This is a genomic window from Tahibacter amnicola (genome assembly GCF_025398735.1).
In the GTDB taxonomy this organism is placed as follows: Bacteria; Pseudomonadota; Gammaproteobacteria; order Xanthomonadales; family Rhodanobacteraceae; genus Tahibacter; species Tahibacter amnicola.
Map to the genome: position 1 here is coordinate 994614 of NZ_CP104694.1, position 26024 is coordinate 1020637.

A 26024-nucleotide genomic window follows, 5' to 3' on the forward strand; every position below is an offset into this window, starting at 1 on the left:
AGAACGAAATCCGAGGGCAAGACATGGCGGGCTCCATCAAGGCGGTAGATAACCCCAGCGCGTTCCATCGGTTTGCCGAGCGCCTGATCTTCGGCAACCGGATGGTCGTCCTTGCGCTGTTCGCGCTGGTCACCGTGGCGATGGGATGGTTCGCCTCCCAGCTGCGCGTGGATGCCGGATTCAAGAAGCAGATCCCGCTGGCGCACGAATACATGCAGACCTTTCTCGACTACGAGAAGGAGTTCGGCGGCGCCAACCGCATCCTGATTGCAGTGATGGACAAGAACGGCGACATCTTCAACCTGCCGTTCATGCAGACGATGGAGAAGATCACGCAGGACGTGAAGGGCGTCGAGAATGTCGACGAAGCCCGCATCCGCAGCATCTTCACGCCGAACGTCCGGTTCGTCGAAGTGGTGGAGGACGGTTTCGCCGGCGGCAACGTGATTCCCCAGGACTTCACGCCGAACCTGGAGAACTTCCAGCCTTCGCAGGACCAGTTCGCCACCATCCGCGCCAACATCGAGAAGGCCAACATCGTCGGCCGTCTGGTTGCCAGGGACTTCTCCGGCGCCATGGTCTGGGCGGAACTCGTTCCCGAAGGCGGCGCCGGCCAGATCAAGCTCGACTACCAGAAGGTCGCTGCCCAGCTGGAGGCGATCCGCGCCAAGTACGAGAACGAAACCACCTCGGTCCATATCATCGGTTTCGCCAAGATGGTGGGGGATATCAGCGACGGTGCGCGCTCGGTGATCCTGTTCTTCTTCGTCACCATCGCCTTCACCTGGATCCTGCTGTTCCTGTATTCCTCGTCGGTCAAGCTCGCCACGCTGACGGTTCTTTGCGCGCTGATCGCGGTGCTGTGGATGCTCGGCGCGCTGCGTCTGCTGGGCTTTGGCATCGACCCGATGAACATGCTCACGCCGTTCCTGATCTTTGCGATTGCGGTCAGCCACGGTGAGCAGATGATCAATCGCTTCCGCGGCGAGATCTTCTTCGGTGGGCTGGAAGAGGGGACGGTCGAAGAGCTGCGTTCACGCAAGGGCGTCGATGCGGAGACGGCCGCACGGCTGGCGTTCCGGATGCTGCTTGTGCCCGGCTCGGTCGCCCTGATCGCCGGCTGCATCGGTTTCGCCACGATCCTGATCATCCCGATCCAGATCATTTTCGAACTGGCCATCACTGCTACTGTTGGCGTAGCGATCACGATCCTGACCGATCTGGTGCTGCTGCCGGTCCTGCTCTCCTACTGCAAGCTGCGCAACCTGATGGGCAAGCGCGAATACCGCCTCCGCCAGCTGACCCAGTTCGACAAGATCTGGGCGCTGCTGGCGAAGTTCGCGCGTCCGATTCCGGCGGCGGTCATCATCCTTGCCGGCGTCGGCATCTGGTTCGTCGCCAAGCAGTACGGCAGCCACGTGATGATCGGCGACGCCGAGAAGGGCGTGGCCGAGCTGCGGCCCCAGGCGCGCTACAACCAGGACGCCGTGCTGATCAGTGAAAAGTTCTCGCTAGGCGTGGACATGCTCAACGTCATCGCCGAAGCGCAGCCCTCGGCCTGCACCACGAGCTATCCGGTCATGGAAACGATCGACCGCTTTGCCTGGTCGATGCGCAATGTGGAAGGCGTGGAACAGGTGATGACGCTGCCCATGGCGGCCAAGATCGTCAATGCCGGCTGGAACGAAGGCAATCTGCGCTGGCGCGCGCTGCCACGCGACCCGGATACGCTGCGCGTGGCCACGCAGGGATTCGAGACGGACTCGGGCCTGCTCAACAATGATTGCAGCGCGATGCCGGTCATGATGTTCCTGAGCGACCACCGGGCCACCACCATCGACCGCGTCGTCGCGGCGGTGAAGGAGTTCCGCGAGAAGAACGGCGTGTGGTCGGGCGGCAACGTGAACCTGGTCAATGAGCTCTCGGCCCAGGCGAAACTGGCCCAGGAGAACGGCAAGGAGTTCCACAGTGATGCGCTGAACCTGCGTCTTGCCACCGGCAACGTCGGTGTCCTGGCGGCCATCAACGACAAGGTGCGCGAGGTCGACGCGGTAATGCTCTACCTGCTTTACGGCGCTGTCTTCGTGATGTGCCTGTTGAGCTTCCGCAATCCGCTGGCCGCGTTGTGCATCGTGTTGCCCTTGGTGCTGGTGACCGAGCTCGGCCACGCGCTGATGGTCAAGCTGGATATCGGCCTCAAGGTGAACACGCTGACGGTCGTTGCGCTGGGTGTCGGTATCGGCGTGGACTATGCGATCTATATTTTTGCCCGCATGCGCGAATCGATGCAGATGGGCAATTCGTTGACACAGGCCTATTTCGGGGCGCTCAAGACCACGGGTATCGCCATCTTCTATACCGCGCTGACGCTGGCAGTGGGTGTGGCGATGTGGATCTTCTCCGAGCTGAAATTCCAGGCCGACATGGGCCTGATGCTGACCTTCATGTTCGTGGTGAACATGTTCGCGGCGCTGATTTTCCTGCCGGCGCTGTGCCGCTGGTTGCTGCGACCGTTCGAGAAGTCCGCCTGAGGCGCCGACGGGGAGGGCACAAGCCCTCCCCGTTGCCACCCAGCCGTGTAGGATTCGGGCCGGGCGCCAGCTGGCGTTCAGCGACGTGGACCTACTGTCGCGCCGACCCCTTCCCTTTCTCCCCGCCCGGAGCCGTCATGCGTCGCCTCGTCGTCCTTTCCGCCCTCCTCCTGCCGTTTTCCGCAATGGCGCTGGATACCTTGCGTTTCGGCAGTCGCGTCCTCGCGGTCGGTGATTCCAGCGCAAAACTGATCGAACTGGCCGGCCAGCCGGCGATCAAGGATCCGATCGAAACCAAGGAAGGCGGCAGGGAAGGTGAGCGCTGGCAGTATTCCCGCGACGGCAAGACGCTGACCGTCGTGATCAAGAACGGCAAGGTCGAATCCATCGACGAAAGTCGCTGACAGACCACCGGCGAGCCGCCGGCGCAAAACAGAAGGCCACCGGTTCGCGGTGGCCTTTGCGTTTGTGGGGTTGCGCGTGCGTCGGGCTAGTAATTGATGCCCATCCGGCGGAGCACCTTTGCCGTGATCCAGGCCGGTCCGATCAGCAGGTAGGCCAGGTCCGTGAAGAACGACGGCCGCTTGCCCTCGATCTTGTGGCCGACGAATTGCGCCACCCATGCGACAACGAACACGCCGATGGCGAGGTATAGCAGGTTCTGCGGCCCCAGCACCCGGTAAAGCCCTTCGGTGAGCAGTGCCATCGCGATGAACACGGCGGCCATGGACAGCGCCAGCACGCGTGACAGCCGCATATAGAAGGCGAAGGCGAAGAACATGCCGGCGGCTGCCCAGAATCCCTGTCGACCCAGCGCCGGGGGCACCGGGATGATCCAGAGAAACGCGATGACGGTCCACAGGATCAGCGGCACGCAGACCCAGTGAATAAGAATATTGGTCGGGTCGCGGTGATCCTCGGCGTAGTTGCCGAGCCAGCGGTCAACTTCGCGGCGGGAATCGGCGGACGCGGCGGCAGTGTCGGTCATGGCACGCCTCAGGGTGCGACGGAAGGCCAGCTTAGCGCGATCCGGACGCCAGCGCATGTCGCGGGCGTCCGATGGGTCCGGACGGTGCCTGGCACCGTCCGCGCTCAGTCGAGGGTGATGTCGGCCAGTCGCTTGAGGGCTTCGGCGTACTTGGAGGCGGTAGCCGCGATGACTTCGGCGGGCACGCTCGGGCCCGGCGGCGTCTTGTTCCAGCCCAGCGTTTCCAGGTAATCGCGCACGTACTGCTTGTCGTAGCTGGGCGGGCTGATGCCGACCCGGTAATCCTCGGCCGGCCAGAACCGGGAAGAATCCGGCGTCAGCATTTCGTCCATCACATAGAGCGTGCCGTTCTCGTCCGTACCGAACTCGAACTTGGTGTCGGCGATGATGATGCCGCGCTCGGCCGCGAAGCGGGCCGCCCAGCCATAAATGGACAATGTGGCTTCGCGTACTTGTTCGGCCAGCGGGCCGCCGATGCGGGTGACGAGCTGGTCGAAGCCGATGTTCTCGTCATGGTCGCCGACCGCGGCCTTGGTGGACGGCGTAAAGATCGGCTCCGGCAGCTGCTCGGCCTGGCGCAGGCCTTCGGGCAGTCGGATCCCGCAGAGCTGGCCGGTAGCCGTGTAATCCTTCCAGCCCGAGCCGATCAGATAACCGCGGGCAATCGCCTCGACCGGCACCGGCTTGAGGCGCTTGGTGATGACGCTGCGGCGGATATACAGCGACGCATCCGTGCCCGGCGGCAGGACCGTCTCCACCGGCTTGTGCGTGAGGTGATTGGGAACCAGGTGTGCCGTCTTGTCGAACCAGAAGTTGGAGATCTGGCAGAGCATCTCACCCTTGCCGGGAATGGGATCGGGCAGGACGACGTCAAAGGCGCTCAGCCGGTCGCTGGCGACGATCAGCAGTTCCGCGGCAGACAACGCGTAGACATCGCGCACCTTGCCGCGGTGGACGAGGTTCAGACCCGGAAGCTGGGATTCACGCAGGGTGGTAGGCACGCTCGAAACTCCACGAGGACAGTCGGGAGGCCGGGAACGAGGTCGCCGGCCGCAGCCGCCCGCGGGGCGGGGACGCACCGCGTGGGCAGACTGCACAGCCGCCTATTCTAGCGGGTCGATCCGGGAGCGCCCACGGCGTCGCGCCGTACCTGCGCGTGCATGCGGGCGGCCGGGCCGATGCGTCCGCTGCTAGAATCGGCCGCTGTTTCCGCCTCCTGTCTTCCCATGCGACCGATTTTCCTGGTGGCTCTTGCGGTGTTTGGTACCTGCGCCGCGACGGCCCAGGCCGACGAGGTTCCCCGGCCGGCACGCCTGGGCCTGTGCGCGTCCTGCCATGGCGAGGACGGTCGTTCGACCCAGTCCGGTACGCCTCACCTGGCCGGGCAGGACCTGGAATACCTCAAGACCGCCCTGGCCGCGTACCGCAGCGGCCAGCGCGACGTCGCCGTGATGCGTGCCGCAGTCGGTGCATTGACGCCGTCCGAACTGGATGCCCTGGCGGCCTGGTATGCCGCGCGGCCGCCGCGTCCATGATCTGGATCGGGCCGCTGGTCGGTGCCGTGCTGGGCCTGCTGTCGATCCGCGGGGTGCCTGGGCTCATTCTCGGATTGATCGCCGGCCATCTGATCGGGCAATTCCTGCGGCCGTTCAAGACCGCGCGGCACATCAATTTCCTCGATCCCCTGTTTGGCCTGATCGGCGCCATGGCCAAGGCGGACGGTGCCGTGTCGCAGGCGGAAATCGACGCCACCGAACACCTCATGCGCCGGCTTTGCCTGGATCCGGCCCAGCGACGCGAAGCCATCGCGCGGTTCAATGCGGGCAAGCAGTCCGGCTTTGCCATCCATGTCGCGATTGCGGACCTGAAGACCTGGTGTGGCGGCCGTCGCGACCACGCCTACATCCTGATCGACGTGCTGCTGGACGTGGTCTACGCCGAGGGTGGCACGGCTGCGGCGCGCATGGCCGTGCTGCGCGCGCTGACCCAGGCGCTGGGCATCGACGACCGCGAGCTGGCCTCGCTCGCCGCCATGCGCGGACGGCGCTGGCAGGCGGGCCAGGGCCATGCCGGTGCGGGATCTGGCAACCACGCGCGTCCACCGCCGCCGGTCGACAGCCCGGATCCCTACACGGTGCTGGGCATCGCCGCCGATGCGGACAACCGCGCCATCAAGCGTGCCTACCGCAAGCTGATCAGCCAGCATCATCCGGACAAACTGGGCGACGTACCCGACGCCCTGCGCCGCCGCGCCGAGGAGCGCGCGCGCGAGATCAACACGGCCTACGAGCGGATAAAATCCGCGCGCGGCTTCGTCTGACCGGCACGACGCCGGCCCATCACAGTGAGTTACCTATGTCCCGCCAGCCTGCCGTCATCGCTCCTTCCATCCTTTCCGCCGACTTCGCCCGCCTGGGCGCCGAGGTGGATGCCGTCATCGCCGCGGGCGCGGACTGGGTGCATTTCGACGTGATGGATAATCACTACGTGCCGAACCTGACCATCGGCCCGCTGGTGTGCGAAGCCCTGCGCAAGCACGGCGTGAAAGCGCCGATCGACGTGCACCTGATGGTCAAGCCCGTCGACCGCATCATCCCGGACTTCGCCAAGGCCGGCGCCACCTACATCAGCTTCCATCCGGAAGCGTCCGAGCACATCGACCGCACCATCCAGCTGATCCGTGCCAGCGGGTGCAAGCCGGGCCTGGTGTTCAACCCGGCGACGCCGCTCCACTACCTCGACTACGTGCTCGACCAGCTGGACCTGATCCTCATCATGTCGGTCAATCCCGGTTTTGGCGGGCAGAGCTTCATTCCGTCGGCGCTGGAGAAGCTGCGCCAGGTGCGCGAACGCATCGATCGCAGTGGACGGGCGATCCGGCTGGAAATCGACGGTGGTGTAAAACCGGAAAATATCGGCGAGATCGCAGCGGCCGGCGCGGATACGTTCGTGGCCGGTTCGGCGATCTTCGGCAAGCCCGACTATGCGGCCGTCGTGCGCGACATGCGTGCGGCCATCGACGGTGCCCTTGCGACGACCGCCTGAGGCGGTCGTCGCCACATCAGAGGGCTGCGACGGCGGTGTTTGTCAGAAGACGTTCCATGTGGGGTCGTCTTCGACCGGAGTGCGCGGCCGGCGGCGCGCGTGGCGCTGCATTTCCTTAAGCGGCAATGGCGAAACGAGGGCTTCGCCGCCCAGCCAGTCGCTCTCGTCATCGGCGATGCGACCACATGCGCCGGTAGCGCTGCAGTCGATCGGTTCATCACAGGGAACAATACGGAAATCAGCCGGCAGGCAGGCGTCCATGAAGGGTCTCGGGTGCGGTTGGGGCAGGAGGGTTTGCCACCGCGGGCCCGGGCTCAGAAGCCCTGGGCCGCGACCACGAATCCCAACAGCAAGGCCCCCAGCGCGAAAAGGACCCGAAGCGGTTCGAAACCCGCTGTGAGTTCGGCATTCGGTTCCGGGCGGGGCGCATTGCTCATTGGGGTCCTCGTCAGTGTGGTGGCAGGTCCATTCCAACCGGTACAGCGGGTCACGCTGCTGCCGGGATGCGCCTTTGTACCGACCAGATCTGGCAATTCACGGGCAAGTGCGCGTCCGGCGTTGCGGGGGGCGGAGTCCCGTCGATAAAGTCCGCCCCAATCTCCGCCGCCGAGTAGCGACGCCATGCCCCGCAGTATCGCCATTGTCGAAGACGAACCACTGATCCGTGCGAACTACGTCGAGGCGCTGACCCGTTTCGGCTACGAGGTACGCGGCTATGCCTCGCGTCCGGAGGCGGAGGCGGCATTTGCCATGCGGCTGCCGGAGCTGGTGATCATCGACGTGGGCCTGGGCGATGAGCCCGAGGGTGGCTTCGACCTGTGCCGCGGCCTGCGGTCGCGCGCCGCGGCGCTGCCGATCCTGTTCCTGACTGCCCGTGACTCGGACCTGGACGTCATCTCCGGCCTGCGCCTGGGCGCCGACGACTACCTCACCAAGGATGTCTCGCTGCATCAGCTCGCCGCACGCATCAACGCCTTGTTCCGCCGCATGGACGCCCTGCGCAAGCCGGCCGATGCCGAGAGCGTGATCGAGCATGGCCCGCTCAAGCTGGAGCAGGAACGCATGCGCATCACCTGGAACGGCGAGGAGGTGCCGTTGACGGTGACCGAGTTCTGGATGGTGCACACGATGGTGCGTTTCCCCGGTCACGTGAAAAACCGCGACCAGCTCATGCGGGAGGCCCAGGTGGTGGTCGACGATGCCACCATCACCTCGCACATCAAGCGCATCCGCAAGAAGTTCCTCGCCATCGACGCGGCCTTCGACGGCATCGAAACCGTCCATGGCGTCGGCTATCGCTGGAAGCCGTAACGGTTCCCAGCCTGTTTCCCGCGCCGGCTGCGGTGCGCTCTGCCGGTGCAGGTCTCATGTCTCTACGTCAGAAATTGCTGCTCGTCGCCCTGTCGATGCTGGCCTTGCCCTGGGCCGGTTGGCAGTTCGTACGGCAGATGGAAGTGCTCCTGCGCCAGGGCCAGGAGCAGACGCTGATCGCCTCGGGCAAGGCGCTGTCGCGCAGCCTCGTTGCGATCAACGCGGCATTGCCGCCGCCGGGATCGGCGGTGTACGTGCATGACCTGACGGTTCCGATTGCCATCGACGGTTACGGTGACGACTGGTCCACCGTGCGTCCGTATTTCCAGGCGCTCGGTCCGGCAACCGATGCTCAGAAAGTGAAAATGGTACTTGGCAAAGATGCGCAATGGCTGCACGGCTTCGTCGAGGTGCGCGACCGCACCCGCCAGCGTGCCGATGCGCATGATCCGCAGGCCGCCCGCGCCGACCGGCTGGAACTGGAGTTCTCCCGCGCCGGCTTTACGCGCCGCTATTGGCTGGCCAGCGCCGCGCCCGGTCCTTTTGAAGCGTTGCCCAGCGGCATGGAAGGCGGGCCATTGCCGCTGACGATCACCGGTGAGTGGCAGGAAGACGCCGCCGGCTATCGGATCGAATTCCGCGTGCCGACCAGCCAGGCGCCGGATACGCTGTCGCTCAAGCTGGTCGATACCGGCGAACCCGACGCCATCGCGGGCAGCGAACCGATGACCTTGCTGCATTACTCCACGTCGCTGGCCCGCGAACTGGAACAGTTCGCTCCCGAATCCACCCGCGTGCGCCTGATCAGCGGCGATGGCTGGCTCGTTGCCGAAAGCGGCGCAGTGGCGCAGGTGCAGCCGCGCGGCGAAACCGAGGCGCCATCCTGGCTGGCGCGCTGGGCCTACCGCTGGCTGATCGCACCGGCGCTGCAGGGCACCCCGGCGCTGGCGCAGAGCCAGGCCCGCCTGGACGCGGCCGAATCGCTCCAGGCGCTGTCGGGCGTGCCGGCGGCCACCTGGCGCGCCGGTTCATCGCCCGGTGACGTTGTTCTGGTTGCGGCCGTTCCGCTGATCGTCGACCGCGAGACCCGTGGTGCCGTGCTGCTGGAACAGACCAACACGGCATTGCCACTGCTGACCGATGCGGCGCTCAAGCGGCTCGGGCTGGTCAGCCTTGGCGTGCTCGCGTTGGCGGCTGGCGTGTTGTTCGCGTTCGCGACCTGGCTGTCGGTGCGGATCCGACGCCTGCGCGATGGCGCCGAGCGCGCGACAGCAGCGGATGGACGCCTGGAAGGCCGCGTCCCGCTGACCGACAGCAAGGACGAACTGGGCGACCTGGCCCGCAGCTTCCAGCAGCTGCTCGACGCGATCGCCGCCTATACCGACTACCTGCGCACCCTGGCCTCCAAGCTTTCCCACGAACTCCATACGCCGCTCGCGATCGTCAAATCCTCGCTGGACAACCTCGAACACCAGCCGATCTCGTCGGAAGCCCGTGCCTACGTCGGCCGCGCGCGCGACGGTATTGATCGCCTGGTCGCCATCGTGCGGGCGATGAGCGAGGCCAGCCGCATGGAACGTGCGATCGCGTCGGCCGATGCCGAGGATTTCGACCTCTCCGAAGTGGCGCGCGGCTGCGCGGAGTCCTATCGCGCGCTGGCTGCGCCGCGCGACATCATCATCAACGTCCCCGACCAGCTGATGCCGATGCACGGCGCGCCGGAACTGATTGCCCAGGCCCTGGACAAGCTGTTCGACAACGCGCGCTCGTTCACGCCGGAGCACGGCTGGATCCGCATCGGCCTCGAACCGGACGCCACCGGTATGGTGCTGAGCGTGGCCAACCAGGGGCCACTCCTGCCGGCGGCCATGCACGGGCGTCTGTTCGATTCGCTGGTCAGCCTGCGCGATGGCGCCGGGCGGGGCGACGTGCCGCACCTGGGCCTGGGACTGTACGTCGTGCGGCTGGTGGCCGAGCGGCATGGTGGCAAGGCCTCGGCACACAACCTTCCGGGCGGTGATGGCGTCGAATTCGTGCTGCATCTGAGCGGCATGCCGCGCGAATCGGTGGCGTCGCGGGCACCGATGGCGCGGCGCTGAGCCGTGCGCGGCGCACGGTAGCGCGTGCCGGCCGGCATGCACCGTCCCGTGGGTCGCTGGCACACTGGCGCGATTGACTCGCGCGGGAGACGTCGCGGAATGCGGCAATCGAGATTGGTACGGAGCCGGGCAACACGGAGATGGCCATGATGGCCGCGCCCCTGCTCTGGGCGGCATTCGCCCTCGCCGGTGCCGCACCGGATGTGGCACAGACCTGCCGTGACCGCCAGCAGCAACCGGCCCAGGCGGTGCAGGCCTGCCAGGCGGCTTACACCGCGGCCGTAGCGGCCGGCGACCGGTCCACGGCCGACGAAGTGCTGTTGCGCCAGGTCGATGCGGAACTGGCGCTGGGCGACTTCGGCGCCGCCCGCCGGTTGCTGGATCAGGCCGAGCGCGCCGTGCAGCCGCCTGCGGGCATGCAGGCGTATCGGGTCGCCCGCCGGCGCGGCATCCTCGCTTACCGCCAGGACGCCGTCGGCGACGCACTGGCGCAGTTTCGCCAGGCGCGCGAGATGGCCGTGGCGATCGGTGACACCAAGGCCCAGGCCCAGTCCTGGAATGACGAAGGCAATGCCTTGCGTCGCCTTGGCAGCTACCGGGAAGCCCTGCAGGCCTACCTGACCAGCCTGGATCTGCAACGCCAGCTGGGCAGCGAACAGCTCGGTCCCGTGCTCAACAATCTGGGCGATCTCTACCGCGACCTGGGCGACCCGGCCTCGGCCGCCGCGCGCTATCAGGAAGCCCTCGCGGACCACGAGGCGCACGGCCGCGCATTGGATATCGCCCATACGCTGGAAGGCCTGGCTGCCAGCGCAATGGACGCCGGGGATCATCCCGCGGCGAAACGCCACCTGGATCGCGCCCTGGGAACGTTCCGCCAGAAGCAGGCCCGTGCGGACGAACTGCGGGTGGGTATCGCCCTGGCACGACTGGCGCTCGACACCGGCGACCTGCCGGCCGCGCGTGAGTCGCTGGCGGCGAGTGAACGGCTGGCCGTGACGCTGGGCATTGGCGTGAACGCGGGCCTGGCGCAGGAACAGGCACGCCTGGCACTGGCTACGGGCGATGCCCCGTCTGCCGCCGCGCGCCTGGCAGCCACCCTGGCCGCGTTACCGCCCGATGCCCCGGAACGGGCGAGCCTGCTTTCCCTGGAGGCAAAGGCCGCTGCGGCGGCCGGCGACTACCAGGCTGCCTATGCGCGGGCCCTGGCCTACCAGGCCGCGGATGCCGCCCGCCGCGATGCCGAGCACGACCGTCGCCTGGAGCAGTTGCGCGTCCGTTTTGAAGTGGCGGAAAAGGAGCGGGCGCTGGCCACGCTGGCGGCGGAATCGCATCTGCGCGAATCGCGTCTGCGCCAGCGCACCGCGCAGCTGTGGCTGACGGCAAGCCTGTCCGCGCTGGGATTTATCGTGGTGGCATTCGGCGTGTACCGGTACCGCGAACGGTCGCGGCTTGCGGCGGCGCGGCGCGAAGCCGTCCTGGCTGCCGAGGCGGCGCATTACCGGGAGGCGGCGGCGGCACTCGAACTGGATCGGCGTCGCGTGCAGTCGCTGCTCGATCGCGGTGCCACCGCGCTGCTGGCGCTGGATGCGGGCGGCGCGGTCATTGCCGCGAACACGGCGGCGACAGCGCTGTTGTCGCCGGCCGGCCCGGTGATCGGCTGCACCCTGGCGGATCTGCTCGATGCCGACTCGCGCCGCCAGCTGGAACAGGCCCTGGGCCGTATCGACGAGGGCGAAGGGCCGGCGGATGTCAGCCTCACGGTGCGCGGCGGTACCGTGATGCACCGGGTGCGCCTGGCAGCGGCGGACGCGGTGGAAGGCATGGCCGTGGTGACCTGGCTGCCCGGTCCGCAGGGCGCCGCTGTGAAAGACGCGACGATTTACGACACCCTGCCGGACGATCCCGAATCGGCCCTGGGCGTCGCCAGCGTGGCGCTGCAGGTGGACACGGCGCTGCTGCGTATCGCGGCGGACGTGGAACCGTTTGCGTCGGCCGGCGATACCACGGACGACGCCCTCGACGACAGCGGCGCCGATGGTTTCCGGCGTGAACTGGTCGAGCTGATGGTCTGTGCCGTGTCGGCCTGGGAGGAGTCCACGGGCAAGACACGCATCGACCTGGCCGAGAAGAGCCGGGTCTGGCGCGTGACGGTCGACGACGGCCGGCTGCGCGTGCGGGCGATGGAACGCTATCTGACGCTGGCACGCCTGCCGCGCCAGCCGCGCTGGCGGGAAGTGCTGCGCACTGCGTTCTACGTGCTGGCCGAGTGCCGGCTCGATGCCGGCGTACGCGAACGCCTGCGCAGCCTGGCCGATGCCGTCCAGGCTGCCGTGCGGCGCCGCGCGCTGTCGTGATCCGTTTGCTACGAATGAAATAGCAATCCGGTTCCGCTGACGACCGGGCAGGTTGACATACCTCTGGCCACCGCCCGGTACGGCCCATCCACCAAGCCGGATTGCCGGCGTGGCCTTATGCATTTGCCTGAGCTGACCTTTGCGCATCAAGGGCTTATCATCGTCCATTCGATACCGTCGGAGGCGAGCCGTGCCGATCACCCCGCAACAGGCGCTACAGCGCACGATTGAACACCGCGAGATCTTCCACGACGAGATGGTGGATCTGATGCGCCAGATCATGAGCGGCAGCGTATCGCCCACGATGGTAGCCGCCATCATCACCGGCCTGCGCGTGAAGAAGGAAACCGTCGGCGAGATCGCCGCCGCCGCGCGGGTGATGCGCGAGATGGCCACGCCGGTGGTCGCGCCGGCCTATCCGCACTTTGTGGATATTGTCGGTACCGGCGGCGACAGCGCCAACAGCTTCAATATCTCGACCGCGGCAATGTTCGTGGTGGCGGCGTCCGGCGTGAATGTCGCCAAGCACGGCAATCGCAGCGTGTCGTCCAAGTCCGGCAGTGCCGATGTGCTCGAAGCGCTTGGTGCCCGCATCGACCTGGATGCCGAGCGTGTCGCCGAGTGTCTGGCGGAAACGCGGATCGGCTTCATGTTCGCCCCCAACCATCATCCGGCCATGCGCGTGGTCGCGCCGGTGCGCAAGGAGATGGGCGTTCGAACCTTGTTCAACATACTCGGCCCGCTGACGAATCCGGCGAATGCGCCGAACATCCTGATGGGCGTATTCCATGCGGACCTCGTCGGCATCCAGATCCGCGTCCTGCAGGAACTGGGCGCGCAGCATGCGCTGGTGGTGCACGGCAAGGATGGCCTGGACGAAATTTCCCTGGGCGGCGCCACCCTGGTGGGCGAGCTCAAGGACGGCGTCGTGCGCGAGTACGAGATCGAGCCGGAGGAATTCGGCTTTGCTATGGCGTCCTCGCGCCAGCTGGCGGTCGCTGACGCGAACGAATCGCGTACCCGCGTGCTGGAGGTGCTCGACAACCAGCCGGGCGTCGCACGCGACATCGTCCTGCTCAACGCCGGTGCCGCCCTGTACGCGGCCAACCTGGCCGCCTCGATCGCCGAAGGCATTGCCGTCGCCAACGAGGCGATTGTCACCGGCGAGGCCCGCGCCAAGCTCGACCAGTTCGTCGCTGCCACGCAGCGCCTGGCCGGGTAGGGCGCTGCGCGCACATCCACTTGCACGAACGACCAGGTAACCCATGAGCGATATCCTGACCAAGATCCTGCGGCGCAAGGCCGAAGAAATCGCCGCGCGCAGCAGCGCGGTATCGCTGCGCGAGCTGTCGGCGCGCGCGGCCGACGCGCCGCCCGCGCGGGGATTTCGCGACGCGCTGGAATCGCGCATCGCCGCCGGTGCTCCGGCGGTGATCGCCGAGATCAAGAAAGCGAGTCCGAGCAAGGGCGTGATCCGTCCGGATTTTCATCCCGCCGAGATTGCCCGTAGCTACGAAGCCGGCGGCGCGGCGTGCCTGTCCGTGCTGACCGACGTCGACTTCTTCCAGGGCGCCGACGCCTACCTGCAGCAGGCCCGGGCCGCCTGTGCGCTGCCGGTACTGCGCAAGGATTTCACCATCGATGCCTACCAGGTGTATGAAGCGCGCGTCCTGGGGGCGGACTGCATCCTGCTGATCGTGGCCGCCTTGGGCGACGCCGCGCTGGCGGAGCTTTCCATGCTGGCGCTGGAGCTGGGCATGGACGTGCTGGTCGAGGTGCACGATGCGGAGGAGCTGGATCGCGCGCTGGCCATCTCCGCGCCGCTGATCGGCATCAACAACCGCAACCTGCGGACGTTCGAGGTGTCGCTGGACACCACCCTTTCGCTGCGCGATCGCGTTCCGCCAGACCGCCTTCTGGTGACCGAGAGCGGCGTGCTCGCGCCCGCAGACGTGCAGCGTCTGCGCGCCAACGCCATCCACGCCTTCCTTGTCGGCGAGGCGTTCATGCGCGCGGTTGATCCCGGCGCCGAACTGCGGCGGCTGTTTGATGCCTGAAGGATCCCCGCCGCCGTCCGGGCCGTCGGCGGACAACCCGCGCATCGTCCTGTTCGACTTCGACGGCGTGCTGATCCGCCAGGACAGCTTCGAAACCTACCTGCGCACCCGCCTGCGCCGGCAGCCATGGCGACTGCTGCCGCTGCTGCCCGTTCTGCCGGCGCTGCCCCTGCTGCTGCGGACGATTGCGGGAAAGTTCTGGGTGGCGCGGGTGTTCGTCCGCGCGGCCACCATCGGGATGCGGCACGCCGCGTTCATCGAGGACGTCACCCGGTTCGGGCAGACCATGGCGCAATCGCCCGGCGTCGCCGTGCACGAGGCGGTGGCCTGCGTGACAGCCCATCTGGCGGCCGGTGATCGCGTGCTGGTGGTCAGCGGGTCATTGCAACCGTGCCTGGAGGCGATCCTGGTCGGCCTCGGGCTCGGGCACGTACAGGCGCTCGGGTCGGATTTCGTGATGGGGCCGTTCGGCCTGCGCCCGACCTTCCACAACTACGGCAAGGCCAAGCTGAAACGCCTGGCAACGCTCGGCATCAGCGCATGGGACGTGGCCTACAGCGATTCGCGTGCTGACCTGCCCATGCTGGCCGCGGCACGGCAGGCGATCCTGGTCAATCCGGACGCGCGCGACATTGACGCCGTGAGGGAAGTGCTGGGGGATCGGTTCGAAGTCCGCCGCTGGGCCTGATCGGCCGGGGCCGCGGACCGCCGGGCTGTGGCGGTCCGGGGAGGGGCGGATGGGTCTCAGCGGGTGCCGAGCACCACGATGGTCTTGCCGGACACGGTGATCATGCCCTGGTCTTCCAGCTGCTTGAGCACGCGGCCGACCATTTCGCGCGAGCAGCCGACGATGCGGCTGATTTCCTGGCGCGAGATGCGGATCTGGCTGCCCTTGGGATGCGTCATCGCATCGGGTTCCTCGGTCAGGTCGATCAGGGTCTTGGCGACGCGGCTGGTCACGTCCATGAAAGCCAGGCGGCTGACCTTGCGCGAGGTGTGCAGCAGGCGGTTGGACAGCTGCGAACCGATCGCGAAGAGGATCTTCGGGCATTCGGAGGACAGCGAGGTCTCGAACAGCTGGAACAGCCGCTCGTAGCTGATCTCGGCCAGTTCCACCGGCGTGCGCGACCGCACCATGACTTCGCGTCGCGGGGTCTCGACGAACAGGCCCATCTCGCCGATGAACTCGCCGCGGTTGATATAGGCCAGGATGAGCTCGCGGCCTTCTTCGTCCTCGGTGAGGACAGTCAGCGAGCCATCAATGATGTAGTACAGGATGTTGGCCGAGTCGCCGGGCCGGATGATGGCTGTCTTGCTCGGATACCGGCGGCGATGGCACTGGCCGAGGAACCGTTCCATGGCGGCCCGGTCCGGCACCAGCATCGGCGGCGCCTGTACCTTGTTAACAGCTTGTTGCAGGTTGTAACGAAAATCGGCGACTTTCTGCATTCCCCGGAGCCCTTGGCGTGCATGGATGGTCCGCGGTCAATGCCGCGGCGAGTAGTTCGTACGTCGGCTCAAAAAGCCTTGCGAAGTCCGGCGCTACCCGGTGGAATCACGGATTCCGGGGCCTGCGCTGGTGCCGTTCACCCCCTCTGGATCCCGGCATGGGCCTAATCTTATGCCATCGGGGCACAGGATGAGGAGGCGATGGAGATGCACGGTGTAATCCTTGACCCGAATGGTCCATAATCCGCGCCCCCTCCCCCCACCCCGGCCTATGCGAGGTAATCCGCCGTGGTCAAGCCGCTGCCGCGCCTGAAGCTACAGGGTTTCAACAACCTGACCAAGGCATTGAGCTTCAACATTTATGACATTTGCTATGCGGTGACGCCTGAACAGCGCGACCGCTATATCGAGTATATCGACGAGCAATACGACGCCGATCGACTCACGCAGATCCTGTCGGATGTCGCCGAGATCATCGGCGCCAACATCCTGAACATCGCGCGCCAGGATTACGATCCCCAGGGGGCGTCGGTGACCATCCTCATTTCCGAGCAACCGGTCATCGACAAGAAGGCCGCCGGAAAGGATGTCATCTCCGACGCCGTGGTGGCGCATCTGGACAAGAGTCACATCACCGTCCACACCTACCCGGAAACGCATCCGCACAACGGCATCGCGACCTTCCGCGCGGACATCGACGTGGCGACCTGTGGCGTGATTTCGCCACTCAAGGCCCTCAATTACCTGATCGAGAGCTTTGAGTCGGACATCGTCACGATGGACTACCGCGTGCGCGGCTTCACCCGCGACGTGAAGGGCAAGAAGCACTACATCGACCACAAGATCAATTCGATCCAGGACTATCTGGCCAAGGGCATCCGCCAGAAGTACGAAATGTTCGATGTGAACGTGTACCAGGAGAACATCTTCCACACCAAGATGCACGTGAAGGAGTTCGACCTGGACACCTACCTGTTCGAAGCCAATGCGTCGGATCTGTCCTTCAAGGAGCGCCTGCGCATCGAGCAGCGCCTGAAGCTGGAGATCGAAGAGCTGTTCCACGGCCGCAACCTGGCCTGAAAAAGCCGCTTCAGCCGGTAATGTTGCAAAACCCCGCGATTGGCAACGGTCGCGGGGTTTTTCATTGTGGCAGCGCCAACCGCTGAACGGGTCACAAGCGCCTTCATGCCTGGCCCGCTACGATCCCGCCCTGGTGCATGTGGAGTCGGCGACGATGTGGCGGCGTGGAGCGGGTCTGGTTGTTGGAACGGCGGGAATCCTGGCGGGAACGGTCAGTCACGCGACGGAGCCGCCGGCGGGTTCGACCACGGCAGCCCTGGCCGCGGAGCAGGCGCAGTTCAACAAGCGGCTCGACCCGGTCGAGGCCAAGCTGCACGCGCAGCTGCGGCACGCCGTCGCGCCTGACGCTGCGCCGCGCGCGACGTCGGATGCCTTGCCGGTGGATCTGCGCGACGGCGACCGGATTCTCGTCGAAATCGAATACATGCCCGACCTTCCGCCGGAGGCCGCCGATGCCGCGCTGGCCCGTACGGCCGGCGAGCTGCGCAACCGGCTCGGCTCCGAGCGTGCCGAAGCCTGGGTGCCGGCAAACCGCCTGCGCGACCTCGCCGGCGATCCGGACGTCGCCGCCATCCACCCCGCGCGCCTGGTGCAGCACCTGATCGGCAGCAAGACCAGCCAGGGCATTGCTGCGGGCCGCGCTGACCTGTGGCACGGCGCAACGCCTGCGCTGACTGGCGCCGGCGTGAAAATTGCCGTGATCGACGGCTTCGACAGCACGGCCAGTCACATCACCCAGCTGCAGACGAGCAATGACTGGCCGCCCAACGCCCGCCTGGCCCAGCTGGCCTACCGCAGCGCCGGCTGCACCACGTTCGGTTGCGCCGCGGTGAAGCACGGCAATGCGGTGACGGAGATCCTCTACGACGTCGCGCCCGGTGCCAGTTACCGCGTCTATGACACTGCTACTGTGGGTGACTGGCGCCGCGCCATCCTGGACGCAGCCGGGCTGAATGCCTCCGGCGGCGTGGCCGGCCCGGTCCAGGCCCACATCATCAGTGCCTCGCTGGCTGCGGTGCGCGACGGCAAGGGCGATGGCAGCGCATTGCCGGGCTCGATCGCGGAGGCGGCCGGTTGGGCGCGCAATCGCGGTGTGCTGGTCGTGAATGCGGCAGGCAACTCACGCCTGAAGCATTGGGATGGCCTGTTCACGCTGGCCCCCGGTGGCCTGGGGCGGCATACCTGGAATGGCAGCACCGTATTCAATGTCCTGCAGGCCGGGCCCGCCAACAACTGCATTCCGGCGGGGCAGGTGATTCAGCTGGATATGTTCTGGAATGACTGGAACGCCGCGGGCAGCACGCACGATTTCGACCTCTATCTCTACCGCCGAATCAACGCGACGACCTGGGAAGATCTCCCGGTCGCCCAGTCCAATCAGCTGCAGTCCGGCGGCGCCGCCCACAAGCCGCAGGAATGGCTCCAGTTCACGGCCAGTGGCAGCACCAGCGGTTCCGGCTGCGCTGCCAACAGTGCGGTCTACGGCGCGGTGATCGTGCGCGTCACCGGCACCACGGCGGTGGACAACCTCGAAGTCTTCTCCAGTCACGACCTGACCGAACGGGTGACAGCGCGTTCGCTCAACTTTCCGGCCGATTCGCCGAACGTGCTGAGCGTTGCGGCGATCGACGTGGCGAATACTTCGGCCACGCCGCAGGAGGGATTCAGCTCCGAAGGCCCGGTGCTGGCAACCGGCGGCGGGCTGCCCGGCTCGGCGCCCGGCACTGATTCGAACCTGAAGCCGGACCTGGCCAGCTACGACAACGTCAGTACCGTGACCTACGGAAATGGCGGAACCTCGCCGCCGCCGGTCACCAGCTTCCTGGGCACCTCGGCCGCGGCGCCGCATGCGGCGGGAATGGCCGCGCTGCTGATGGAGCGCAATGGCATCCCGACGACTGCGGCCCAGTTGCAGAGCAGCATCATTGCCCCGCTGCGCACGGTTGCCGCTACCGGTTCGAACGACCTGGGCACCGCCGGGAAGGACTACCAGTACGGCAACGGCCGCCTGCGTTTCCAGCGCGAAAGTGCCCTGGGTTTCCTGCAGCAGCCGACGTCTGTGCTGGTCAACCAGAACATCACGCCGGCGATCCGCGTGCGTGTGCTCGACGATGAAAACCAGGTGGTGGCGGTCGGGCCATCCGAGGAAGTCAGCCTGGCGTTTGCGAACGATCCAAGCGGCGGCGCGGCAGTACTTAGCGGCGCTGGCGCCGCAGCCCTGGTTGACGGGGTTGCAACCTGGAGCGCCGTGAAGATCAGCCAGGGCGGTACCGGCTACACCTTGCGGGCCAGTATCTCCGGCGTCACCGCCAACAGTGCCTCGTTCAATGTCACGACGGGACCGCCTGCGCGACTGCGCTTCGGCGTGCAGCCCTCCACCGTCGTCGCCGGCCAGGTCATCGCGCCCGCCGTGACGGTGCGTGTGGAGGACAGCAACGGCAATCTGGTGGCGACTGACAACGCCACCCAGGTGCAACTGCGGCGAACCTCCTGCCTCGCCGCCGGCCTCAGTGGCGGGCGCGCCGTGGCGGTGGTCAACGGGGTTGCCACGTTCCCGGCGTTGCGCCTGTTCGGCGTGGGCAGCGGGGTGCAGTTGCAGGCCTCTGCCAGCGGAATGACCGCCGAGAACAGCGCCGCGTTTTCCGTGACGACGGCTGCGGAGCCGCTGGGCTTCCGATCCGGATTCGAAAGCTGCACGCCCTAGCGGTGCGGCCTGCCTCGCCACTCAAAGGCGGTAGGCCACCAGTTTCATCGCGCGCGACGCGGCGCGCATGAGGGTTGGAATCGGGAAGGGCAGCAGGCGCGCACCGGCGGCCTGCGCCGCGTCCGCGTGGCGCGCTTCGTCGGCCTTCATCGCGCTGACGATGGCGCGACTGCGGGCATCGCTCTCCGGCAAACCCTTCGACTCGAGGTGTTCGTCCAGGTGGGCTTCGACCTGGCGCTCGGTCTCGACCACGAACCCCAGGTTCCATCCATCGCCACGAAGGCCGGCCGCCACGCCGATGGCATAGCTGCCGGCGTACCAGAGCGGGTTGAGCAGACTGGGGCGGCTGTCGAGCTCGTCCAGGCGTTCATGGCACCAGGCCAGATGGTCGGTTTCTTCCTGGGCTGCGTGGAGCAATTGCTCCCGTGTGGCGGCATCGCGTGCGACGGCCGCTTGTCCCAGATACAGCGCCTGGGCGCAGACCTCGCCCGTATGGTTGATCCGCATCAGGCCCGCAGCATGGCGGCGCTCGGCATCGGCCAGGTTCTCCTGCGCGTGGGCATCCGCCGGGTTCTGGCGCTGGGCAACCGGACGCACGCCGAGCGACGTCGCCAGTGCGTGTTCGACTTCCTGGAGAACGCGATCCAGACGGGTCAGATGGCGGGTGAACATGGCGGGTGTCCGTGTCAGGCGTCGAGCTGGCGGGCCAATAGAGTAATCGGATGGAGCACTGGCAGCGCGCGGGCGCGTTGCCGCACGCCGCTTTCCAGGTGCAGCCGGCAGCCGATGTTGGACGTCACCAGCAGGTCGGGGCTGAGCGCCTGCGTCTGGTCGAGCTTTTCCGTCAGCAGCGCATCCGCCTGGGCCGGGTGTTCCAGAAAATAGCTGCCCGCGGCGCCGCAGCAGCGGGGCTGTTCCGGCAGGGTGACGAGCCGTATGCCAGGAATGCGCGACAGCAGTGTGGTCACGGCGGCGCCCGCTTTCACCGCGTTCACGAGCGAGCACGGCAGGTGCACGGCGACCGTGGCATCCAGCGGGCGGAAAGCCAGTGATGAAAGATCCTGACCGGACAGGAATTCGCCGATCTCGCGGACGTCAACGGCTGTTTGCGCGAACGTCAGCTCGCGCAACGTGCTGTAGCAGCCCGACGCCGACACCAGGACCATGTCGAGCCGGGCCTCGACAAACGACTGTCGCGTCGGCGTCGCGAGTGCGGCGGCGGTATCCGCATGGCCCGCGTGCCAGGCCAGGGCGCCACAGCATCCCTGGCCGGACGGAATCACCACCTCGAAGCCCAGTGCGTCGAGGAGCCGCCTGGCGGCATGGTGTGTGTCCTGGTCGAAGGCGGACGCTACGCAACCCAGGAACAGACCGACTCGGCCGCGGGAGCGTGGTGCGGGCGCGGACAACGGTGCGGACTGAGCGATTCGCGCCGCCGGAAACGCACGCGCTGCCCGCGTGATCGACGAATCGGCACCCAGGAGGCGTGCGCTGATGCCCGGTAACCACCGCGATACCCCGGCGCGTCTGGCTGCGAACGCCAGTGCTCTCAGCCACCGTGGGCGTGCGGCAAGGGCGTACATCATCCGTTGTGCCCGGCCCGGTGGGCGGCGCAGGGATTCCCGCCCCAGCCGCAGCAGTCGCCCGTAGGCTACCGATGACGGACAGACGCGCTCGCAGCTGCCGCAGCCCAGGCACTGGTCCAGGTGCATCAGCAGGGCAGGTGATGGAGCGATCTGTTTCTGCGCGACCGACTGCATCAGGGCAATGCGTCCGCGCGGCGACTCCGCTTCCACGCGCGCCAGCCGGTAGGTCGGGCAGTGGGGCAGGCAGAGCCCGCACTTCACGCACTGGTCGGCCAGGCGGGCGATCGTGCCGTCCAGCGCGTCGATGGGGGAGAGGCAAAGATCATCCGGGTCATGCTAGCATTGCCGACCCCGGCGCCCAGCCGGATCCCCAGCGGCCTCGGTTTCATCACCGGGCTTGCACCTTCGGAGAAGTGCGGATATTATCCCGCGCCTTTCCCTGCCCCTTTTTGGCACAAGGTTTTGTCATGAAAACGATCAGCGCGAAGCCTGAAAGCGTCAAGCGCGATTGGTACGTCGTCGACGCTACCAACAAGACTCTTGGTCGTCTGTGCTCCGAGATCGCGCTGCGTCTTCGCGGCAAGCACAAGACCATCTTCACCCCGCACGTGGACACCGGCGACTACATCGTCGTGGTGAACGCGGAAAAGGTCGCCGCCACCGGCGCCAAGCTGGATGACAAGTACTACCACCGCTTCACCGGTTACATCGGCAACCTGAAGTCGACCTCGCTCAAGGACATGCTCGCTACCCATCCGGAGCGCGTCATCGAGATCGGCGTGAAGGGCATGCTGCCGAAGAACCCGCTGGGCCGCGCAATGTATCGCAAGCTCAAGGTCTACGCCGGTGCCGAGCATCCGCATACCGCCCAGCAGCCGAAGGCGCTGGAAATCTGATCCGCAGGAATACAGACATGGCACTGCAACAGAACTACGGTACCGGCCGCCGCAAGACCTCCGCCGCGCGCGTCTTCCTGCGCCCGGGCACCGGCAACATCACCGTGAACGGCAAGACGCTGGACACCTTCTTCGGTCGTGAAACCGCCCGCATGATCGTCCGCCAGCCGCTCGAACTGACCAAGATGACCGACAAGTTCGACATCCTGGTGACGGTTGAAGGCGGCGGCACCACCGGCCAAGCCGGTGCGATCCGCCTCGGCGTTTCCCGTGCTCTCGCCGAGTACGACGAAACCCTGAAGTCCCCGCTGCGCAAGGCTGGTTTCATGACCCGCGACGCCCGCGAAGTCGAGCGTAAGAAGGTCGGTCTCCACAAAGCCCGCCGCGCCACGCAGTTCTCGAAGCGCTAATCCCGCTTCGGCGGGGTCGGTACTCCCGGCCCCCGACGCATCGCACAACCGGTCAGAGCGTGCGGTGTGGAAAATTGATGGGAGATCGTCTAACGGTAGGACAACGGACTCTGACTCCGTTTATCTAGGTTCGAATCCTAGTCTCCCAGCCACATTGAAACCCCGCGGAAACGCGGGGTTTTTTGTTTCTTGCATCCCGTGAATTCATGGTGGCGTCGGTCTGCAACCGCAATTCACTGAAACTAGCCCTCTTGTGCGGTCGACGCAAACAAAAAGCCGACCTTTCCAGGTCGGCTTGCGTGTTCAGGTGATTCGATCATGGCCTGGCGCAAACAGTTAGCTTACGACCCAGCTGGGATGTCGTAGATCACGATCTCGATTTTTCCGTCCAGATACTCGAAGACTTCCAGCGCTTGGTTTATAAGATCATTCATGTTCTTCAGCTCATCCAGGGCGATCTGAAAGAGATCGCGTTGTCGAGTAAGGTTCATCGACGGTTCCGAATTCAGACAAACAAGTCCGGCATGTAAAGTCTGCTTGGCATGATGCCCACCTAGCTGCTCGGGGCCGTTGCCGCGGAAGTCGATCGAATTGTGAGTGACCAGCGTGTAGTCGTGCTTGACCACGTATTCAATTAGCTGCCAGTCCTTCGTGCCGGCCCAGCCGCGGTTACGGACGCATGTAGATTCGACGTGCCCCGCGTCGACCGCCATCGCTACCAACTCTGGTGAAAGGCATTCGTCAATCAGTGTCATGTGCGCGCTGATCGAGATAGCCGCGTCACTTTGCGAGGCGACAGCTGGTTGACCTCGGCGAGGCGCGGTCGACCACGTTTAGGATGAACTTGCTGGTAGGTCCTGGCGGCATCGACATGTGCGTCAGTGAGAAATGGATATGACGCGCGCAGACGACCCATGTCGGTGTTGTCTTCAAGCGAAGACAACACGATGTCGATGGGTACCCGAGTGCCGCTAAATACGGGCGCCCCATTCATGATCTCTGGGCAAGAGCTCACCAAGGCGTCGGCATGATCAACGTCACGAGCTCGAAGGAGTGCCCTGCTAATGTACGGTGCCAAATCAATTTCCACCGCGAGCTTCGAAACTTTCCAGCTCAGGTCTTTTGGTACAGATAGGAGCGCAAAGACTTCGTCCTTGGCCAGCAACTTTTCCACTCGCTGCGTGAGCTCTTCGAGAATCTGTCGCCGCGCTTCGGCGATCAGCAGATCGTCAGTGTCAAAGTAGAAGTTGGCAAACGCTGCGCTAAGTCGCGTAAACCGACGAATATTGCCGTGGCGCTCGAATAGAGACTGAGGCACCAATGTTTCGTCAACAACGCGATTCATCTGGCGATCGGTCAGGCCAGCGATAAACGCGGCTTCGGCCGTCTGAATCAATGCTACTTGTGAGGCCATGACGTCGATGCTTGCTTTAATGTTCCGAGTGTTCGGAATATTAAATCGGATGCTTGCCAGCATCAAGTAAGACCTAGAGCAACCAAGTTCGTCCGGATTCCGGCTGGCGGGCGCCGTCTGGTTGTTCGCAATATCGCCACTCCAGTGGGCTCCAGGCCTTGTCGCGCGCACTTTTCGGGCGACAGTTGCGGACCAATTTGCAATTTAAATCGCTGAATAGATAGAGTATTTACTAGGACTCTGACTCCGTTTATCTAGGTTCGAATTCTAGTCTCCCAGCCACATTGAAAACCCCGCGGAAACGCGGGGTTTTTTGTTCCAGCACTGGCGTATTTCGAACCGATCGTGGCATCTCGTCTTGGGGCGCCTTGTCTAGCGTCAACAAAAAAGCCGACCCCTGGGGCCGGCTTTTTGCGGGAAGTCGCCAACAGCCGGCAACGCTAGTCGGCAATCTTCGGCAGGGGTCGACGTTTCGGGCTCGGCTTCTTTGCTGCAGCGGTTAGCTCCTTCTTCATGGTTGCCGAAGTGGTTGATCGCGTGGGTGATTGCCGTGGATCTCGTCTGCGTGTTCACGTCGGCTCAAGTGCGGCACTATCGCCAGATACTGTTGCCCTCAGGCACGAGAGAGGGTGCAAAGCATCCCGCCAGCGCCGGAAATCGTCCACCCAACTCCACATCAAACCGAGCCAGAAACGTCCGCCCGTACATCCCATCCTCCAGCCCGTCGACCAGCCTTGCCGGCAGGTCCGACTGATACTCGGGCGACAAGGAGGCGATGCCGACGGCAATGGCCGCGACGCTGTCCACGTCGCCGCCGAAGTCGACGCAGTCGCGCAGCAGGTCTGACAATCGACGATTTCGCTGCAGAGCAGTGTTCACGGCGTGCAGCGTCTGTATCGCGTCGCACTCCACCTCCGCGGCCCAGTCATTCCGCAATTGGAAGCCGGTGTGGTGTTTGACCTGCGCGGAAAGATCGGCGAGCTCGACTCCGTCGTACAACAGGCTGTGGGCCATCAGCGCGACGACGTGCGCCGACGTGACCCCTTCGGGCGTGTCATGCGTGACAACGGCTTGCGCGCGGGCTGTCTGCGCCAATTGCGTCTTGTCGGAAATCAGACCCAGCGGCACCGAGCGCATCGCTGCACCATTGCGGCGGCTGGCGGGGCGGATCCGCTGCCGGAGCGCAGCGCCATCGGCGCATTCATCCAGCAAGCCCTGCAAGCCCTTCGCATAGCCATTGCGCGGATCCCGCCGGTAGCAGCGGACGAATGCTTCGGCGAAGGCATCGCTGCCAGGCGCAGGCTCCGACAGCAGTACCTCAGCCACGGCGATGCTCATCTGCGTGTCGTCGGTATAGCGCCCGGCTTCGCTCCCCAGCGCGTGGGATGCATAGGCGGCCAGCGTGTTGTGCTGGACGATCCTTTCCCGGGCGCAGAACTCGAATCCGGCGCCGTAGGCGTCGCCAATGGCGATCTCCACTAACAAGCAAGTTTCTCCTGTGGCATGAGGCGCGAGGGGATACATCGCGTGATCATTGTCGCCGAAAAGATCCGCGTGTACTCGGCAGGGACAAACGGTGATCGCGGCGTACAGGTCACCCTCTCTGGCCAGTACCCGCCCAAGGAGCAAACGAAATGAGCCCATCCGCTTTCCCGCGACGCAGGCTGCCCTCAGCCCGCCGTGCGTCGCTTGCAGCCGGCCTTGCGGTGTTCGCGGCCTCAGCGGCTTCCGCGCAAGTGTCCTTGTACGTCGGTGCCAATGGCGGATCGTGGAATACGGCGTCGAACTGGTCACCCGCCGGCGTACCCAACAGCACCACGGCAGACGCCCAGCTGCCCGTCGTGAGCGGTCCGCGGCGGTCGCTGACTCTGGGCGGCAGCGCGATTACGCTCAATCGCCTCAGCATGCAGGGGTTCGTCACGCTCATGACATTTGCCAGCCAGTCGGGCTTCTCGGTGTCGGGCTTCCAGGTCCAGATTTCCGGACCACCGAACGCCTACAGCGGCCATTTCGAGCTCACGGCAACGCAGCTGCGAGTCGTGATCGACTCCCTGCCGGTTACGCTGCAGTCGTTCGAAGTCGATTGACGGGGCAAGC

At 65.6% G+C, this 26024-nt stretch carries 26 protein-coding genes and 1 tRNA gene; 17 read left to right on the top strand and 10 right to left on the bottom strand.

The features are described from left to right. Positions 1-23 precede the first annotated feature (23 nt). Positions 24-2531, top strand: a complete 2508-nt coding sequence (locus N4264_RS04115; protein ID WP_261695810.1) for an efflux RND transporter permease subunit — start codon at positions 24-26, stop codon at positions 2529-2531. 137 nt (positions 2532-2668) lie between these two features. Then, the gene (locus N4264_RS04120) at positions 2669-2935 is read left to right on the top strand and encodes a DUF2845 domain-containing protein (protein ID WP_261695811.1); all 267 of its coding nucleotides are present in this window, start codon (positions 2669-2671) and stop codon (positions 2933-2935) included. Positions 2936-3021: 86 nt separating this feature from the next. On the opposite strand, the gene N4264_RS04125 is transcribed toward N4264_RS04120, so the two are convergent. Together N4264_RS04125 and N4264_RS04130 are read right to left on the bottom strand one after the other, a co-directional pair. Beyond that, on the bottom strand, positions 3022-3519 hold the full coding sequence (locus tag N4264_RS04125) for an Mpo1 family 2-hydroxy fatty acid dioxygenase (RefSeq protein ID WP_261695812.1): 498 nt from the start codon (positions 3517-3519) through the stop codon (positions 3022-3024). Between the two features lie 104 nt (positions 3520-3623). After that, the gene (locus tag N4264_RS04130) at positions 3624-4520 is read right to left on the bottom strand and encodes a phosphoribosylaminoimidazolesuccinocarboxamide synthase (RefSeq protein WP_261695813.1); all 897 of its coding nucleotides are present in this window, start codon (positions 4518-4520) and stop codon (positions 3624-3626) included. A gap of 225 nt (positions 4521-4745) precedes the next feature. On the opposite strand from N4264_RS04130, the gene N4264_RS04135 reads away from it, so the two are divergent. The 3 genes from N4264_RS04135 to rpe are packed head-to-tail and all read left to right on the top strand — an operon-like array spanning position 4746 to position 6564. Then, positions 4746-5054, top strand: coding sequence for a c-type cytochrome (locus tag N4264_RS04135; protein ID WP_261695814.1), 309 nt, complete (start codon positions 4746-4748; stop codon positions 5052-5054). Next, entirely contained in the window at positions 5051-5839 is a 789-nt protein-coding gene (djlA, locus tag N4264_RS04140) for a co-chaperone DjlA (RefSeq protein ID WP_261695815.1), read from the top strand. Before N4264_RS04135 ends, djlA begins: the two co-directional genes overlap by 4 nt. Positions 5840-5874: 35 nt before the next feature. Next, positions 5875-6564: a ribulose-phosphate 3-epimerase gene (gene rpe / locus N4264_RS04145; protein ID WP_261695816.1), complete on the top strand. Its 690-nt coding sequence runs from the start codon at positions 5875-5877 to the stop codon at positions 6562-6564. 42 nt (positions 6565-6606) lie between these two features. On the opposite strand, the gene N4264_RS04150 is transcribed toward rpe, so the two are convergent. Together N4264_RS04150 and N4264_RS04155 are read right to left on the bottom strand one after the other, a co-directional pair. After that, on the bottom strand, positions 6607-6825 hold the full coding sequence (locus N4264_RS04150; protein ID WP_261695817.1) for a hypothetical protein: 219 nt from the start codon (positions 6823-6825) through the stop codon (positions 6607-6609). A gap of 53 nt (positions 6826-6878) precedes the next feature. Beyond that, positions 6879-7001: a hypothetical protein gene (locus N4264_RS04155; protein WP_261695818.1), complete on the bottom strand. Its 123-nt coding sequence runs from the start codon at positions 6999-7001 to the stop codon at positions 6879-6881. Positions 7002-7185: 184 nt separating this feature from the next. On the opposite strand from N4264_RS04155, the gene pdsR reads away from it, so the two are divergent. The 6 genes from pdsR (at position 7186) to N4264_RS04185 (ending at position 15076) form a co-directional block, all read left to right on the top strand. Then, the gene (pdsR, locus tag N4264_RS04160; protein WP_261695819.1) at positions 7186-7875 is read left to right on the top strand and encodes a proteobacterial dedicated sortase system response regulator; all 690 of its coding nucleotides are present in this window, start codon (positions 7186-7188) and stop codon (positions 7873-7875) included. A gap of 56 nt (positions 7876-7931) precedes the next feature. After that, a complete protein-coding gene (locus tag N4264_RS04165; RefSeq protein ID WP_261695820.1) occupies positions 7932-9974 on the top strand; it encodes an ATP-binding protein in 2043 nt (680 codons plus the stop codon). Between the two features lie 146 nt (positions 9975-10120). Beyond that, positions 10121-12331, top strand: coding sequence for a tetratricopeptide repeat protein (locus N4264_RS04170; protein WP_261695821.1), 2211 nt, complete (start codon positions 10121-10123; stop codon positions 12329-12331). 190 nt (positions 12332-12521) lie between these two features. Further along, complete coding sequence (trpD, locus tag N4264_RS04175) at positions 12522-13553, top strand: anthranilate phosphoribosyltransferase (protein ID WP_261695822.1); 1032 nt, start codon at positions 12522-12524, stop codon at positions 13551-13553. A gap of 43 nt (positions 13554-13596) precedes the next feature. Continuing rightward, a complete protein-coding gene (gene trpC, locus N4264_RS04180; RefSeq protein WP_261695823.1) occupies positions 13597-14388 on the top strand; it encodes an indole-3-glycerol phosphate synthase TrpC in 792 nt (263 codons plus the stop codon). Further along, positions 14381-15076 carry an HAD-IB family phosphatase gene (locus N4264_RS04185; protein ID WP_261695824.1) on the top strand — a complete coding sequence of 232 codons (696 nt, stop codon included), beginning with the start codon at positions 14381-14383 and terminating at the stop codon, positions 15074-15076. Before trpC ends, N4264_RS04185 begins: the two co-directional genes overlap by 8 nt. 56 nt (positions 15077-15132) lie before the next feature. On the opposite strand, the gene crp is transcribed toward N4264_RS04185, so the two are convergent. Then, complete coding sequence (gene crp, locus N4264_RS04190; RefSeq protein WP_425508308.1) at positions 15133-15837, bottom strand: cAMP-activated global transcriptional regulator CRP; 705 nt, start codon at positions 15835-15837, stop codon at positions 15133-15135. Positions 15838-16125: 288 nt separating this feature from the next. On the opposite strand from crp, the gene speD reads away from it, so the two are divergent. After that, positions 16126-16917, top strand: a complete 792-nt coding sequence (gene speD / locus N4264_RS04195; protein ID WP_261695825.1) for an adenosylmethionine decarboxylase — start codon at positions 16126-16128, stop codon at positions 16915-16917. A gap of 154 nt (positions 16918-17071) precedes the next feature. Beyond that, entirely contained in the window at positions 17072-19621 is a 2550-nt protein-coding gene (locus N4264_RS04200) for a S8 family serine peptidase (protein ID WP_261695826.1), read from the top strand. Between the two features lie 21 nt (positions 19622-19642). On the opposite strand, the gene coq7 is transcribed toward N4264_RS04200, so the two are convergent. After that, positions 19643-20293, bottom strand: coding sequence for a 2-polyprenyl-3-methyl-6-methoxy-1,4-benzoquinone monooxygenase (gene coq7 / locus N4264_RS04205; RefSeq protein ID WP_261695827.1), 651 nt, complete (start codon positions 20291-20293; stop codon positions 19643-19645). Between the two features lie 14 nt (positions 20294-20307). Further along, on the bottom strand, positions 20308-21513 hold the full coding sequence (locus tag N4264_RS04210; protein WP_343232001.1) for a (Fe-S)-binding protein: 1206 nt from the start codon (positions 21511-21513) through the stop codon (positions 20308-20310). Between the two features lie 161 nt (positions 21514-21674). On the opposite strand from N4264_RS04210, the gene rplM reads away from it, so the two are divergent. The 3 genes from rplM (at position 21675) to N4264_RS04225 (ending at position 22665) form a co-directional block, all read left to right on the top strand. Continuing rightward, a complete protein-coding gene (gene rplM / locus N4264_RS04215; protein ID WP_261695829.1) occupies positions 21675-22103 on the top strand; it encodes a 50S ribosomal protein L13 in 429 nt (142 codons plus the stop codon). Positions 22104-22120: 17 nt separating this feature from the next. Next, the gene (gene rpsI, locus N4264_RS04220; RefSeq protein WP_261695830.1) at positions 22121-22513 is read left to right on the top strand and encodes a 30S ribosomal protein S9; all 393 of its coding nucleotides are present in this window, start codon (positions 22121-22123) and stop codon (positions 22511-22513) included. A gap of 78 nt (positions 22514-22591) precedes the next feature. Further along, positions 22592-22665 (top strand) — tRNA-Gln (locus N4264_RS04225). A gap of 189 nt (positions 22666-22854) precedes the next feature. Here the strand turns inward: N4264_RS04225 and N4264_RS04230 are convergent. The 3 genes from N4264_RS04230 to N4264_RS04240 all read right to left on the bottom strand — a co-directional run bounded on the left by N4264_RS04230 (position 22855) and on the right by N4264_RS04240 (position 25721). Further along, complete coding sequence (locus tag N4264_RS04230) at positions 22855-23268, bottom strand: DUF5615 family PIN-like protein (protein ID WP_261695831.1); 414 nt, start codon at positions 23266-23268, stop codon at positions 22855-22857. Beyond that, positions 23265-23990: a DUF433 domain-containing protein gene (locus N4264_RS04235; protein ID WP_261695832.1), complete on the bottom strand. Its 726-nt coding sequence runs from the start codon at positions 23988-23990 to the stop codon at positions 23265-23267. Before N4264_RS04235 ends, N4264_RS04230 begins: the two co-directional genes overlap by 4 nt. A 528-nt stretch (positions 23991-24518) precedes the next feature. After that, the gene (locus tag N4264_RS04240; RefSeq protein WP_261695833.1) at positions 24519-25721 is read right to left on the bottom strand and encodes an ADP-ribosylglycohydrolase family protein; all 1203 of its coding nucleotides are present in this window, start codon (positions 25719-25721) and stop codon (positions 24519-24521) included. A gap of 47 nt (positions 25722-25768) precedes the next feature. On the opposite strand from N4264_RS04240, the gene N4264_RS04245 reads away from it, so the two are divergent. Continuing rightward, complete coding sequence (locus N4264_RS04245; RefSeq protein ID WP_261695834.1) at positions 25769-26014, top strand: hypothetical protein; 246 nt, start codon at positions 25769-25771, stop codon at positions 26012-26014. The last annotated feature ends 10 nt before the right edge of the window (positions 26015-26024 follow it).

Bases quoted from the DNA above. Each gene is read 5' to 3' on its own strand.
- N4264_RS04115 (WP_261695810.1), top strand. From the start codon at position 24: ATGGCGGGCTCCATCAAGGCGGTAGATAACCCCAGCGCGTTCCATCGG.
- N4264_RS04120 (WP_261695811.1), top strand. From the start codon at position 2,669: ATGCGTCGCCTCGTCGTCCTTTCCGCCCTCCTCCTGCCGTTTTCCGCA.
- N4264_RS04125 (WP_261695812.1), bottom strand. From the start codon at position 3,519: ATGACCGACACTGCCGCCGCGTCCGCCGATTCCCGCCGCGAAGTTGAC.
- N4264_RS04135 (WP_261695814.1), top strand. From the start codon at position 4,746: ATGCGACCGATTTTCCTGGTGGCTCTTGCGGTGTTTGGTACCTGCGCC.
- djlA (WP_261695815.1), top strand. From the start codon at position 5,051: ATGATCTGGATCGGGCCGCTGGTCGGTGCCGTGCTGGGCCTGCTGTCG.
- rpe (WP_261695816.1), top strand. From the start codon at position 5,875: ATGTCCCGCCAGCCTGCCGTCATCGCTCCTTCCATCCTTTCCGCCGAC.
- N4264_RS04150 (WP_261695817.1), bottom strand. From the start codon at position 6,825: ATGGACGCCTGCCTGCCGGCTGATTTCCGTATTGTTCCCTGTGATGAA.
- N4264_RS04155 (WP_261695818.1), bottom strand. From the start codon at position 7,001: ATGAGCAATGCGCCCCGCCCGGAACCGAATGCCGAACTCACAGCGGGT.
- pdsR (WP_261695819.1), top strand. From the start codon at position 7,186: ATGCCCCGCAGTATCGCCATTGTCGAAGACGAACCACTGATCCGTGCG.
- N4264_RS04165 (WP_261695820.1), top strand. From the start codon at position 7,932: ATGTCTCTACGTCAGAAATTGCTGCTCGTCGCCCTGTCGATGCTGGCC.
- N4264_RS04170 (WP_261695821.1), top strand. From the start codon at position 10,121: ATGATGGCCGCGCCCCTGCTCTGGGCGGCATTCGCCCTCGCCGGTGCC.
- trpC (WP_261695823.1), top strand. From the start codon at position 13,597: ATGAGCGATATCCTGACCAAGATCCTGCGGCGCAAGGCCGAAGAAATC.
- N4264_RS04185 (WP_261695824.1), top strand. From the start codon at position 14,381: ATGCCTGAAGGATCCCCGCCGCCGTCCGGGCCGTCGGCGGACAACCCG.
- crp (WP_425508308.1), bottom strand. From the start codon at position 15,837: ATGCAGAAAGTCGCCGATTTTCGTTACAACCTGCAACAAGCTGTTAAC.
- N4264_RS04200 (WP_261695826.1), top strand. From the start codon at position 17,072: ATGTGGCGGCGTGGAGCGGGTCTGGTTGTTGGAACGGCGGGAATCCTG.
- coq7 (WP_261695827.1), bottom strand. From the start codon at position 20,293: ATGTTCACCCGCCATCTGACCCGTCTGGATCGCGTTCTCCAGGAAGTC.
- rplM (WP_261695829.1), top strand. From the start codon at position 21,675: ATGAAAACGATCAGCGCGAAGCCTGAAAGCGTCAAGCGCGATTGGTAC.
- rpsI (WP_261695830.1), top strand. From the start codon at position 22,121: ATGGCACTGCAACAGAACTACGGTACCGGCCGCCGCAAGACCTCCGCC.
- N4264_RS04230 (WP_261695831.1), bottom strand. From the start codon at position 23,268: ATGACACTGATTGACGAATGCCTTTCACCAGAGTTGGTAGCGATGGCG.
- N4264_RS04235 (WP_261695832.1), bottom strand. From the start codon at position 23,990: ATGCTGGCAAGCATCCGATTTAATATTCCGAACACTCGGAACATTAAA.